This window comes from Microbacterium kribbense (assembly GCF_039537285.1).
Classification (GTDB): Bacteria; Actinomycetota; Actinomycetes; order Actinomycetales; family Microbacteriaceae; genus Microbacterium; species Microbacterium kribbense.
The window spans coordinates 24,950-37,502 of record NZ_BAABAF010000004.1 but is presented as its reverse complement, the minus strand read 5'-3'; the positions used below and the strand labels follow the sequence as shown (position 1 = coordinate 37,502).

13 protein-coding genes are annotated in these 12,553 nt (G+C 69.8%); 6 read left to right on the top strand and 7 right to left on the bottom strand.

Annotated elements, in window-relative coordinates; all coding sequences use genetic code 11:
* Positions 1 to 5 precede the first annotated feature (5 nt).
* From ABD705_RS06115 to ABD705_RS06105, 3 genes are read left to right on the top strand one after another with little or no spacing between them, the layout of a single operon-like run.
* Entirely contained in the window at positions 6 to 1,400 is a 1,395-nt protein-coding gene (locus tag ABD705_RS06115; protein WP_344781605.1) for a class II fumarate hydratase, read from the top strand.
* A gap of 41 nt (positions 1,401 to 1,441) precedes the next feature.
* The gene (locus ABD705_RS06110; RefSeq protein WP_344781603.1) at positions 1,442 to 2,968 is read left to right on the top strand and encodes a sensor histidine kinase; all 1,527 of its coding nucleotides are present in this window, start codon (positions 1,442 to 1,444) and stop codon (positions 2,966 to 2,968) included.
* The gene (locus tag ABD705_RS06105; protein ID WP_344781601.1) at positions 2,965 to 3,621 is read left to right on the top strand and encodes a response regulator transcription factor; all 657 of its coding nucleotides are present in this window, start codon (positions 2,965 to 2,967) and stop codon (positions 3,619 to 3,621) included. The genes ABD705_RS06110 and ABD705_RS06105 overlap by 4 nt, the downstream gene beginning before the upstream one ends.
* A 64-nt stretch (positions 3,622 to 3,685) precedes the next feature.
* Here ABD705_RS06105 and ABD705_RS06100 read toward each other — a convergent pair whose 3' ends face one another.
* The 4 genes from ABD705_RS06100 to ABD705_RS06085 form a co-directional block, all read right to left on the bottom strand.
* Complete coding sequence (locus tag ABD705_RS06100; protein WP_344781599.1) at positions 3,686 to 4,312, bottom strand: hypothetical protein; 627 nt, start codon at positions 4,310 to 4,312, stop codon at positions 3,686 to 3,688.
* A 126-nt stretch (positions 4,313 to 4,438) separates the two neighbouring features.
* Positions 4,439 to 5,755: an RNA 5'-3' helicase PhoH2 gene (gene phoH2 / locus ABD705_RS06095; RefSeq protein ID WP_344782013.1), complete on the bottom strand. Its 1,317-nt coding sequence runs from the start codon at positions 5,753 to 5,755 to the stop codon at positions 4,439 to 4,441.
* 222 nt (positions 5,756 to 5,977) lie between these two features.
* A complete protein-coding gene (locus tag ABD705_RS06090) occupies positions 5,978 to 7,102 on the bottom strand; it encodes an aminotransferase class V-fold PLP-dependent enzyme (protein ID WP_344781597.1) in 1,125 nt (374 codons plus the stop codon).
* A gap of 45 nt (positions 7,103 to 7,147) precedes the next feature.
* A complete protein-coding gene (locus ABD705_RS06085) occupies positions 7,148 to 7,930 on the bottom strand; it encodes an isoprenyl transferase (RefSeq protein ID WP_344781595.1) in 783 nt (260 codons plus the stop codon).
* A gap of 146 nt (positions 7,931 to 8,076) precedes the next feature.
* Here ABD705_RS06085 and trhA point away from each other — a divergent pair, with 146 nt between their 5' ends.
* Positions 8,077 to 8,769, top strand: a complete 693-nt coding sequence (gene trhA, locus ABD705_RS06080; protein ID WP_344782011.1) for a PAQR family membrane homeostasis protein TrhA — start codon at positions 8,077 to 8,079, stop codon at positions 8,767 to 8,769.
* A gap of 11 nt (positions 8,770 to 8,780) precedes the next feature.
* Here trhA and ABD705_RS06075 read toward each other — a convergent pair whose 3' ends face one another.
* Complete coding sequence (locus tag ABD705_RS06075) at positions 8,781 to 9,092, bottom strand: hypothetical protein (RefSeq protein WP_344781593.1); 312 nt, start codon at positions 9,090 to 9,092, stop codon at positions 8,781 to 8,783.
* A gap of 65 nt (positions 9,093 to 9,157) precedes the next feature.
* Between ABD705_RS06075 and ABD705_RS06070 the strand changes: the two genes are divergently transcribed.
* Together ABD705_RS06070 and greA are read left to right on the top strand one after the other, a co-directional pair.
* Positions 9,158 to 9,553: a DUF4307 domain-containing protein gene (locus ABD705_RS06070; RefSeq protein ID WP_344781592.1), complete on the top strand. Its 396-nt coding sequence runs from the start codon at positions 9,158 to 9,160 to the stop codon at positions 9,551 to 9,553.
* A gap of 75 nt (positions 9,554 to 9,628) precedes the next feature.
* Complete coding sequence (greA, locus tag ABD705_RS06065; RefSeq protein ID WP_344781590.1) at positions 9,629 to 10,117, top strand: transcription elongation factor GreA; 489 nt, start codon at positions 9,629 to 9,631, stop codon at positions 10,115 to 10,117.
* Between the two features lies 1 nt (position 10,118).
* On the opposite strand, the gene ilvA is transcribed toward greA, so the two are convergent.
* Positions 10,119 to 11,345, bottom strand: a complete 1,227-nt coding sequence (ilvA, locus tag ABD705_RS06060; protein ID WP_344781588.1) for a threonine ammonia-lyase — start codon at positions 11,343 to 11,345, stop codon at positions 10,119 to 10,121.
* Positions 11,342 to 12,529 (bottom strand): AI-2E family transporter, encoded by a 1,188-nt coding sequence (locus tag ABD705_RS06055; RefSeq protein WP_344781586.1) that lies wholly within the window; start codon positions 12,527 to 12,529, stop codon positions 11,342 to 11,344. Before ABD705_RS06055 ends, ilvA begins: the two co-directional genes overlap by 4 nt.
* Positions 12,530 to 12,553 lie beyond the last annotated feature (24 nt).

Sequence of the window (12,553 nt, the reverse complement as noted above, 5' to 3'; positions counted from 1 at the left end):
CGAAAGTGACCGACACCGAGTACCGCATCGAACACGACACCATGGGCGAGGTGCGGGTTCCCGCATCCGCGCTGTACGGCGCCCAGACCCAGCGTGCCGTGGAGAACTTCCCGATCTCGGGCTCCGGCCTCGAGCCCGCCCAGATCGCCGCGCTGGCACGCATCAAGAAGGCCGCGGCACTGGCCAACAAGGACCTCGGGGTGTTGCCGGCCGACACCGCCGATGCCATCGCCGCCGCCGCAGACGACGTCGTCTCGGGCCGGTACGACGACCAGTTCCCGGTCGACATCTACCAGACCGGCTCGGGCACGAGCTCGAACATGAACATGAACGAGGTGCTGGCCACCCTCGCAACGCAGCGGCTGGGCACTCCGGTGCACCCGAACGACCACGTGAACGCGTCGCAGTCCTCCAACGACGTGTTCCCGACCTCGGTGCACGTCGCCGTCACCCAGGCCCTCATCGACGATCTGATCCCGGCGCTGGATCACCTCGCGGTCGCCTTCGAGGCCAAGGCCGAGCTGTGGAAGACCGTGGTCAAGTCCGGCCGCACCCACCTGATGGACGCCACCCCGGTGACCCTCGGCCAGGAGTTCGGCGGCTACGGACGCCAGATGCGCCTGGGCATCGAGCGGGTACGCGCGGCGCTCCCCCGCGTCGCCGAAGTGCCGCTGGGCGGCACCGCCGTGGGCACCGGGATCAACACCCCCCTCGGCTTCCCGCAGCAGGTCATCGCGCTGCTGGCGGCCGAGACCGAGCTGCCCATCACCGAGGCCAAGGACCACTTCGAGGCGCAGGCCAACCGCGACGGCCTGGTCGAGGCATCCGGCGCACTGCGCACCATCGCGGTGTCCCTGACCAAGATCAACAACGACCTGCGCTGGATGGGCTCCGGCCCCAACACGGGCCTGGGCGAGCTGCACATCCCCGATCTGCAGCCGGGCTCGTCGATCATGCCGGGCAAGGTCAACCCGGTGATCCCGGAGGCCACCCTCATGGTGTGCGCACGGGTGATCGGCAACGATGCGACCATCGCATGGGCGGGCGCATCCGGCGCCTTCGAGCTGAACGTAGCGATCCCGGTGATGGGCACCGCGCTGCTGGAATCGATCCGGCTGCTGACCAATTCCACGCGCGCCCTGGCGGACAAGGTCGTGGACGGCCTGGAGGCCAACGTCGAGCGCGCGGCTGCCTTCGCCGGAATGTCGCCGTCGATCGTGACACCGCTGAACAAGCTCATCGGCTACGAAGCCGCATCGAAGATCGCCAAGCATGCGATCGCGAAGGGCATCACGATCCGTGACGCCGTCATCGAGCTCGGGTACGTGGAGCGCGGCGAGCTGACCGAGGCGCAGCTGGATGAGAAGCTCGACGTCCTCTCGATGACCCACGCCGGCTGACCCTGTCCCGGCGGGCGCCCACGGCGGGTGATAATTGCCACGTGCACCGCACGCATCGATCGCTCTCCGCCCGCGCCCGGATCCTCGGGGCGATCCTCGCCGTGGCCTGCATCGGACTGTCGATCGTGGGTGGGGTGACCTTCATCGTGCAGCGCGAGCGCGTGCTGACGGCCGTCAGCGAGCGCCTGCAGAACCAGGTCGCGGCACTGCGCACGGTGGCGGGCACCGAAAACCCCGCCACCGGCACGCCATCCTCCGGCACGGCCACGGCCACCGAAGACCTCAGCATCGACGACTATTCGTCGGTCGCCGACTATCTGCACGCGGCTGTGGCGCGCCTGGTGCCCGCACGCAACGAGGGCTCGGTGGCCGCGATCGACGGCGTCGCCCGGTACAAGCCCGAAACCCTCAGCGGATTCGACATCTCCGGCGACACCGCGCTGATCGCGCGTGCGTCGAAAGAGGCACTGCAGGCGGGGACAGCGGTGATGGGCACCGCCACTGCCCGGCACGAATCGCTGCGCTACATCGCCGTTCCCGTGACGATGGCCGGTGACCCCGCGCAGGGCGTCTACATCAGGGCCACCGATCTCGACGAGGAGCTGCAACCGGTCACCGCATCCATGCTCACCTATGCCCTGGCTGCCCTGGCCACACTCGCCGCAATCGGCGGCGTCGGCTGGTTCGTCGCAGGGCGTCTGCTCTCCCCCATCCAAAGCCTGCGGGACACCGCCGATTCGATCACGCTGGCAGATCTGGGCACGCGTGCGCCAGCAGCGGGAAACGACGATATCTCCGATCTCAGCCGCACCGTCAACTCTATGCTCGATCGGCTGGAGGGCTCCGTCGACGTGCAACGGCAGCTGCTGGACGACGTGCGTCATGAGTTGAAGACGCCGATCACGATCGTGCGCGGCCACCTCGAGCTGATGGATGCCGCTGACCCGGCCGACGTGGCCAGCACGCGAGCGCTGGGGATGGCCGAATTGGATCGGATGACGCGCTTGGTCGAGGATATCGATATGCTCGCCACAGTGGAAGGCGGCGAGCATTTCACCATGCTCGAAGTGGACGTGGCGGCGCTCACCCGCCGTGTCGGAGAGTTGGTCGGGGTGATTCCGGGGCATGTCTGGGGCGTGCAGGCGGTCGCTGACGTGCGCGTGCAGGGCGATCCTGATCGCCTGCTGCAGGCGTGGCTGCAACTGGCCGACAACGCGGCCAAATACACGCCCGTCGGTTCGGGCATCGAGTTGGGCAGCATCGCCACGCACGACGAGGTGCGGCTCTGGGTCTGCGACCACGGGCAGGGCATCGAACCGGCCGTGCGTCACCGCATCTTCCGCCGTTTCGACCGCGCCGGCGGCAAGCGCTCAGTGGGCGGCTCGGGCCTCGGTCTGGCGATAGTGGATGCCATCGTGAAGGCGCACAACGGCACCTGCGAAGTCACCGAGACTCCGGGTGGCGGCGCAACCTTCACACTGCGCCTGCCGAGGCGCGACGGCTCGGCCGCACTGCCGCAGCCGGTCCGCGCCGGCGACGTCGTCATGCAGCGAGAGGCCGCCGAATGACCCGCATCCTGATCGCCGAAGATGAGCCCCAGATCGCCGCGTTCATCCGGCGCGGCCTGGAGATGGCCGGCTATGACACGGTGATCGCCGAGGACGGCGAGCAGGCGCTCGAGTCCGCGCAGTCGCCCGATGTCGACTTGCTGCTGCTGGACATCGGGTTGCCGCTGATGGACGGGTTCGAGGTGCTGCGCACCCTGCGCGGCGCGGGCTCGACTCTGCCGGTGATCATGCTGACCGCACGCACCAGCACCCACGACACCGTCGAAGGACTCGAATCCGGTGCCAATGACTACATTCCCAAGCCGTTCACGTTCGAAGAGCTTCTCGCCCGAATCCGCTCCCGGCTCCGTGAGGCCAGACCGCGCGAGGACCATCTGATCTCGGGCCATGGGATCGTCATGGACCTGCTGTCACGGCGTGTGACCGTCGAAGGCGCCGATGTGGAACTGTCCGCGCGCGAGTTCAGCCTCGCCGAGCAGTTCATCCGGCATCCGGGAGAGGTGCTCACCAGAGAGTGGCTGCTGAGAGAAGTGTGGGACCTCACCTTCGACCCGGGCTCGAACGTGGTCGACGTATATGTGCGATATCTCCGCAGCAAGCTCGGGCACGATCGCATCGTGACGGTCCGCGGGTCCGGCTACCGCTGGGAGTGAGCGCAGGCGCCCCCGACGCTGGGGGACGCCGGGGGCGGGGGCGGACACCAATGGTGCCGCCGCCTCAATCGCGGCTGTCTGGGGAACGGCGCGATTGGCTTCTGGGTCCATAATCCGAACGGCGATCGTCCAGCCTGGGGTTGTTCGCGGGCCATTGTGTGTCTTCCTTGGCACGGTCCACGGCACCATCTGCGCCTTCCGCCACCCAGGCCCGCCACTGCGCAATGAGCTCTGCCAGCTTCTCCTTGGTCAGCCGTGAGTCGCCGGGGCGGGGCGGCGTGTAGCGATCCCCCGGGTCTGCCGGTCGGCTCTGCGATGGCCGCGGGGCAGGGGTGATCGATCCGCCGGTCGACGTGCCGGTTTTGGCCGTGTCGCGCGGGGGTGCGGTCGCCGGCGTGTCCGGTGTGGCCCCGGTGTCGGAGGGCGGCACGGGTCGGTCAGGGGCGGGGCGGGGCGGGGCGGGCGTGATCTCTTTCGGCTCAGGTGCGGGGACGGTGACCGGGGCGACCTCCGGCAGCCCTGCGGCGGCGACCTGGGACTGACCCTGCACGACGATCGCCGAACCTGCCAGCGGCGCGCCCGGCCGGTCGGCCAGTGTTGCCGCGCTGCTGAACGCAATGACGGATGCGATCGCTATCACCGATGCGACGGCAGTTCCGCAGCCGACCAGCACCGCCGCCCGTCCGTTCATGACTCTCACTTCCCCCGAGTGACTCGCTCCTCCATCGTGCCGTGAATCGCTGCGAAAGTCGCATCGAGGCGGTGAGACTCTTCTCATCGCGGTCGTGAGGCTCCTCTCATCGCGAGAGGGCTCGCCTCAAGACAGCTCGCCGGACTCCAGCAGGTCGGTCACCAGCGCGGCGATCGCGCTGCGCTCGGACCGCACTAGTGTAACGTGCGCGAACAGGTCGTGGCCCTTGAGCGACTCGATCACCGATGCCACTCCGTCATGTCGCCCGACCCGCAGGTTGTCGCGCTGGCCGACGTCATGCGTGAGCACGACGCGCGAGTTCTGCCCGATCCGGCTGAGCACCGTCAGCAGCACGTTGCGCTCCAGGGACTGCGCCTCATCGACGATCACGAACGCATCGTGCAGTGAGCGCCCGCGGATGTGGGTCAGCGGCAGCACTTCGAGGATGCCCCGGGCCATGACCTCGTCGAGCACGTTGCTCGAGACCACCGAGCCGAGCGTGTCGTATACGGCCTGACCCCAGGGGTTCATCTTCTCCTGCTGGTCGCCGGGCAGATAGCCCAGCTCCTGCCCGCCGACGGCGAACAGCGGCCGGAACACCATGATGCGCCGCTGCTGCTGCCGCTCCAGGACCGACTCCAGGGCCGCGCACAGCGCCAGTGCCGACTTGCCGGTGCCGGCACGTCCGCCCAGCGAGACGATGCCCACGTCGGGGTCGAGCAGCAGGTCGATGGCGATGCGCTGCTCGGCACTGCGCCCGTGCAGGCCGAACACCTCGCGATCCCCGCGCACGAGCTTGTATTCGCCGTCGCCGGTGACCCGGCCCAGCGCCGAGCCCCGCTCCGAGCGGATCACGAGACCGGTGTTCACCGGCAGACCGCGCACCTGGTCGCTGGTGGCGACCTCGCTCTCGTACAGGTCGCTGATGTCGTCGCCGGACACGTCGATCTCGCTCAGCCCGGTCCAGCCCGAGTCCACCGCCTGCTCGGCGCGGTACTCCTCGGCGCTGATGCCCAGCGACGCCGCCTTCACCCGCATCGGCAGGTCCTTGGACACGACGGTGACGTCCTGGCCCTCGTCGAGCAGGTGCCGGGCCACCGCCAGGATGCGGGTGTCGTTGTCGCCCAGGCGCAGACCCGCCGGCAGCACGCTCGCGTCGGTGTTGGCCAGTTCCACGCGCAGCGTGCCGCCCTGCTGCCCGACCGGCACGGCGAAGTCGAGTCGGCCGTGGGCGATGCGCAGCTCATCGAGGTGACGCAGGGCCTGCCGTGCGAAGTACCCGATCTCCGGGTCGTGCCGCTTGCCCTCCAGCTCGGTGATCACGACGACCGGCACCACGACGGAGTGCTCGGCGAATCGGAAGAACGCCCGAGGGTCGCTCAGCAGCACCGAAGTGTCCAGTACGTAGGTGCGCAGATCCTGATCGAGAAGATCCGAGCTCATGTCGCTGCGCTGGTGCTGCTGCTGTGCTGCGTATGTGGTCACAACCCGCTCCCGCCCCGGGACGCGTCCCGGCCGTTTCGAGTCGACCCTTGGCCACGAGTCGCGATCCGATTGGCCGACTCGATCGGACGACTTGTCCGATGCCCCGACCGTACGACGTGCCGGCGGCGCCGCCGCGTCCCGACACGCGGGTCGCGGGTTAACGAATGGTGACGGCTCGGCTCACCATGATCGGGCGGTGGCGAACTCGGCCAGGGCGTCGCCGAGCAGCTGCAGGGTGTCGGCGCCGGTGGCGGCGTGCGCCGCCAGACGGATGTGCCCCGCGCGGGTCGTGAAGGTGACACCGCGGTTGGTCAGCGCCGCCGCCAGCGGCCCGACTTCCGCCGGCGCCGGGGCCAGGGCCACGATCCCGGCACGATGCGCGCGCTCGTGCGGCGTCAGGACGGGCACGTCGTACCGGTCGGCGTAGTAGATCATCTCGTCCGCACGCTCGGCGACCGCGTCCGCGATCGCGGGCACGCCGGCACCGCGCACCTCGTCCAGCGCCGTGACCAGCCGGCCCGAGGCGAGCACGTCGTCGCCGGTGACGGCGAACGCGCGGGCGCCGGATGCCGGAGCCGGCACCACACCCAGCGGCAGCCCCTCGCCGGCGGTGCCGACGAACCCGGACAGCACCGGCGTGATCCGCGCGACGGCCCGGTCGCTGTAGCGGGCCCAGCCAGTGCCCCGTCCGGCGCGCAGCCACTTGTAGCCGTTGCCGCACACGACGTCGGCGGCGGCGAAGTCGGCGTCGACGACGCCGAATCCCTGCACGGCGTCGACGATCAGCAGCCGGTCGCCGATCACCTCGCGCAGCGCGGTCAGATCGGTGGTGTAGCCGGTGCGGAAGTCGACCAGGCTGACGGCGACCGCCGTGGTCTGATCGGTCAGCGCGTCGCGCACCGCCTCCGGCGTCACGAACCCCTCCGGCGGGTCGATCCATGCCACCGACAGCTGGTCGCGCACCTGCGCCGCACGCGTCGCGCACACCGTCAGGCTCGGGAACTCGGCACGCGAGACGATCAACGTGCCGGTCAGTCCGTACACGGCCTGCATCAGACCATAGGTGGTCGACGGCTGCAGCACGATCTCGTCCACCCGGGCGGCCAGCAGCTCGGCCAGGATCTCGCGGGCGCCGTGCGCCCGTGAGGCCACCAGGTCGATGCTCGAGCGGCGCCCGTTGCCCAGCAGTTCGGCGTCGGCCTGGGTCTCGGCACGCACCGCGGCCGACAGCGGCCCGAACGCGGCCCAGTCCAGGTAGCCGGGTTCGGCCTCGAACGAGGCCAGGTACGAATCCAGATCGGTCACGCTGTCATTCTCGCATGCACGCGATCACCGCTCGCGGCCGCGACCTCAGCCCCCGAACCGGCGGTCGCGATCGGCGTAGTCGCGGATCGCCCGCAGGAAGTCGACCTCGCGCAGGTCGGGCCCCAGAGCCTCGACGAAATAGAACTCGCTGTGGGCGGACTGCCACAGCAGGAAGTCGCTCAGCCGCTGCTCCCCCGAGGTGCGGATCACCAGGTCCGGGTCGGGCTGGCCGCCGGTGTACAGGTGCTCGCCGATCTGCTCGGGGGTCAGGCTCGCCGCCAGCTCCTCCAGGGTTCCCCCGCGCTCGTCGTGCTGGGCGATGATGCTGCGAACGGCATCCACGATCTCGCCACGCCCGCCGTAGCCGACCGCGAGGTTCACGTGCAGCCCGGTGTTGTCCTTGGTGCGCTCCTGGACGTCGGCGAGCACGCGTGCCAGTTCCGGCGGCAGCCCCTCCAGCCGCCCGACGTGCTGCACCTGCCAGTCGCGGGTGTGCGAGAGGGTGTCGGCGAGTTCGGCGATGATCTCGATCAGGTCGGACAGCTCCTGCTGAGGACGCTTGCGCAGGTTGTCCAGCGATAGCAGATACAGCGACACGACCCGCACGCCGACCCGATCGCACCACTCCAGGAACTCCCGCATCTTCGCCGCGCCGGCCCGGTGGCCGTCCGCGGGAGTGGCATAGCCGGCCTGCCGGGCCCAGCGCCGGTTGCCGTCGATCATCATCGCCACATGGCCCGGCACCGCCGTCGGCGAGATCTGGCGTCGCAGCCGACCGATGTAGAGCCGATACAGCGGGCCCTGTCCCTGATTCGGCCGCGCGGACATCACATGTCCACGGTACCGCGCAGACACCGCAAGTCCGTGCCGGTGCGTTCGCGTGTGCGCCGGGCCCGCGCGGGCATAGGCTCGGGGGCGTGAGATCGCGCAACCGCCGTCCCCGGCCCGAGGCATCCCCGTCCGAGACGGCTGACCTGCCGCGGCTGCCGCTGCTGGATGCCGCCGGCACGGAAGCCGGCGCCGAGATCACGCCCACCTGGCGAGGCTGGATCCACGCCGGCACATTCCCGGTGGCCATCGCCGCAGGCATCGTGCTGATCGTGCTGGCCCACGGCACGCCGGGCAAATGGGCCGCCGCGGTGTTCATGGCGACATCGCTGCTGCTGTTCGGCAACTCGGCGCTGTATCACCGGTTCGCATGGCAGCCGCGCACCAAGGCGGTGCTCAAGCGCATCGACCATGCGAACATCCTGCTGCTGATCGCCGGCACCTACACGCCGCTGGCGGTGCTGGCCCTGCCCACCCGGCAGACCATGACCCTGCTGATCATCGCCTGGGGCGGCGCCGTCCTCGGCATCGTGTTCCGCGTGTTCTGGATCGGCGCACCGCGCTGGCTGTACGTCGCGCTGTATCTGGCACTGGGCTGGGCGGCGGTGATGTACATCGTGCCGCTCTTCCAGGCGAACGGCGCCATGATGATCCTCGTGATCGTCGGCGGTCTGCTCTACACGGCGGGCGCGGTGGCCTACGCGACGAAGAAGCCCAACCCGTGGCCGGGCCGCTTCGGGTTCCACGAGATCTTCCACGTGTGCACCGTGCTGGCGTTCCTGTGCCACTGGACCGCGTGCCTGCTGATCGCGCTGCGACCGGCGTTCCACGGCGCCTGAGCGCCCCGCTGTCAGTGCTCGTCGTGGTCCGGTGGCGGCGGCTGCTGCTCCCCGCCTTCGCCATGCGGCTCGTCGAGCCCGGCGCCGTCCACGGCGGCGGCCGCCTGGGCCATCTCCTCGTCGAGCTCTTCGCGCACCTGCAGTCGGTAGCGGGCACGCCGGATCCGACGCATCATGTCCCACAGCAGCACGATCACCGCGACGCCCAGCGCCGCGATCGCGAAGAATCCCCACGGTCCGGGAGTGACGGTGTCTGCGGGCGGGGCGGTCGGAGTCGGGGACGGGGTCGCCATGACCACGAGCGCGGCGATCGCAGCGTGCATCATTCCTCATTTCGCGCACAAGCGCATAGCCTGGTAGCCCAGCTTATTCCCCCCACGGAGACCGCATGACAACCCAGCAGGAGCTCGACGCGCGATACGGCCGCAACCGGTCCGTGCGCCGGCGGGTCTGGACGTGGTCGGTCATCGGGACCTTCGCCGTCGTGGCCGTCGGGCTGCTCTCGTGGGCGACGATCGCCAATACGATACATGCGGTGGATGCCGTCGCCACCGGATACGACGTGGTCGACGCCCGCACCGTCACGGTGAGCTTCCAGACCACCGCGCCGGCCGGATCCACCATCGTGTGCGTCCTCGAGGCCGATGACGAGGATCACGGAGTCGTCGGCTGGAAGGTGATCGAGCTGCCGCCGTCGCGCGCGCACACGCAGGCGTTCACCGAGACGATCCCCACCCTGGCCAAAGCCACGACCGGTTTGGTGAACACCTGCTGGGTGTCATAGGCTGACCGCCGAAGTAGGACGCCCTGGCCGGTGCCGGGGCGTCTGGCTTATCCCCCAACGATCAAAGGAGAAGACGTGTCTGACAATGCTCCCGTGACGTTCCTCACCCAGGAGGCTTACGACCGTCTCGCCGCCGAGCTCGAGGACCTGTCGACGACCGGCCGGGTCGAGATCGCCAAACGCATCGAGGCCGCCCGGGAAGAAGGCGATCTGAAGGAGAACGGCGGCTATCACGCCGCGAAGGACGAGCAGGGCAAGCAGGAGGCGCGCATCCGCACGCTGCAGTCGCTGCTGAAGACCGCTGTGGTGGGCGAAGCCCCGCAGAGCAACGGCGTGGTCGAACCGGGCACCGTGGTCACCGCCGTGGTCGCCGGCGGCGAGGAGGTCTTCCTGCTGGGCAGCCGCGAGATCGCGGTCGGCAGCGACATGGACGTCTACAGCGAGGCTTCTCCGCTGGGCAGCGCGATCATCGGCTTGAAGGAGGGCGAGAAGACCTCGTACACCGCGCCGAACGGCCGTGAGATCAGCGTCGAGATCCTGAAGGTCGCCACCTACACCGGCTGACTCAGTCCTCGACGACGGTGGGGTCGAACCCCGCTGTCTGCAGCGTCTCGATCACGCGGGCGCGGTGCTCTGCGCCACGCGTCTCCACACTCAGCTGCAGCACCACCTCGCTGATCTGCAGCCCCTGGCCGTGCCGGGTGTGCATGGCCTCGATGACGTTCGCGCCGGCCTGCGCGAGCAGCTCGGCGACCGCCGCGAGCTGACCGGGGCGGTCGGGCAGCGGGATGCGCAGCGTCATGTAGCGGTCCGAGGCGGCCAGTCCGTGCGCGACCACCCGCTGCAGCAGCAGCGGATCGATGTTGCCGCCGGACAGGATGGCGGCGGTCGTGCCGGAGGCGGTGACCTTGCCTTCCAGGATCGCGGCCACCCCGACCGCACCGGCGGGTTCGACGACCTGCTTGGCGCGCTCGAGCAGCACCAGCAGCGCACGGGCGATGTCGTCCTCGGTGACGGTGACGACCTCGTCGACCAGATCGCGGATGATCTCGAACGGGATGTCACCGGGACGGGCCACCGCGATGCCGTCGGCGATCGTGGGGGTCGTGGCGACCTCGATCGGGTGCCCTGCAGCCAGTGACGGCGGATAGGCGGCCGAGTTGGCCGCCTGCACGCCGATCACCCGCACGACCCGTCCCGCGGCTGCTGCCCGCGCCTTCACCGCCGCGGCGACGCCGGCGATCAGGCCGCCCCCGCCGATGCCCACCACCAGCGTGTCCAGGTCGGGGATGGCGTCCCACATCTCCAGGCCCAGCGTGCCCTGCCCGACGATGATGTCGTGGTGGTCGTACGGGTGGATCAGCACGGCCCCGGTGCGCTCGGCGAACTCCGCGGCCAGGCGCAGCGGCGTCTCGACCGTGGCGCCCTCCAGGATCACATCGGCGCCGTACCCGCGGGTGGCCAGGAGCTTGGGCACCGGTACGCCCAGCGGCATGAAGATCGTCGCGGCGATGCCCAGCTGCTGGGCCGCCAGCGCGACGCCCTGGGCGTGGTTGCCGGCCGATGCCGCGACCACTCCGCGCGCCCGCTCGGCGGCGGTCAGCTTCGACAGCCGGTAGCTGGCGCCGCGGATCTTGAACGACCCGGTGCGCTGCAGATTCTCCAGCTTCAGATACACCGGCACGCCGAGCAGATCCGACAGGTGCAGGGACTTGTCGATCGGGGTCTCGGTGATCACGCCCCGCAGCATTGCCGCGGCGGCTTCGAATTCGGCGAGCGTGGGGGCGGTCATGCATTGCCTTTCCTGGTGCGGGGCACGGTATTCCAGATGAGGTCGGCGTCGGCGAGCGCATCGGGGCCGTACGAGCCCCGGCGGCTCAGATACACTCCCACGACGTTGACGAACGCGGCCAGCGGCACGGCGAACAGCGCACCGGGGATCCCCCCGATCATCGCGCCGCCGGCGACGACGAGCACGACCGCCAGCGGATGCACCTTGACGGCCGAGCCCATCAGCAGCGGCTGCAGGATGTGGCCCTCCAGCTGCTGCACACCGAGCACGACCACCAGCATCCACAGCGCGATCAGCCAGCCGTTGTAGACCAGGGCGAGGAAGACCGCGACGGCCCCGGTGAGCACGGCGCCCACGATCGGGATGAACGAGCCGAGGAAGACCAGGACGGCCACCGGGATGGCCAGCGGCACGCCGAGGAAGAACGCGCCCACGCCGATGCCGACGGCGTCGATGGTGGCCACCAGCAGCTGGGTGCGCGCGTAGTTGACGACGGTGCGCCAGCCGGCGCGCGCCGCCCCGTCCACCGCCGCGCGGGCGGCCCGCGGGAACAGTCGCACCGTCCAGCGCCAGATGCCGGCGCCGTCGGTGAGCAGGCAGAGCAGGATGAACACGGCAAGCAGCGTCCCCGCCACGACGTGTCCGAGCGTGCTGCCCAGGGCCAGCGCCCCCGACCACAGCAGCTGGGCCTGCTGCTGCAGGACGGTCCACACTTGGCCCAGCACGCCGTCGATCTGCGCTTCGGTCAGCTGCAGCGGCCCGCTGACGAGGTAGTGCCGCAACCCGTCGACGGCCTCGACGGTGCGGGCCCGCACAGAGGGCCACTGCTGGCCGATCTGCCAGATCGCCAGCCACAGCAGGCCGGTGACGACGGCAAGGGTGCCGACCACCGAGATCACGATCGCGATCCACCGCGGCAGGCGATGACGCAGCATCCAGGCGAACGTCGGCCAGAGCAGAGCCGTGACCAGGATCCCGACCAGCAGCGGGATGACCAGCAGCTGCAGCTGGATGATCAGCCAGATCGCCACCGCGATCGCGCCGGCAACCACCAGCATCCGCCAGGAGTAGGCAGTTGCGACCCGCAGGCCGGGGGGAATTGTGGCGCCGAGTTCGGTGTCCACCGTGCGCCGGGTCACGAGCTCTCGGAACGAGGCTCGCGGCTTGTCGTCGGAGTCTGCCACCCGGCCAGTCTAGAACCGCGTGCG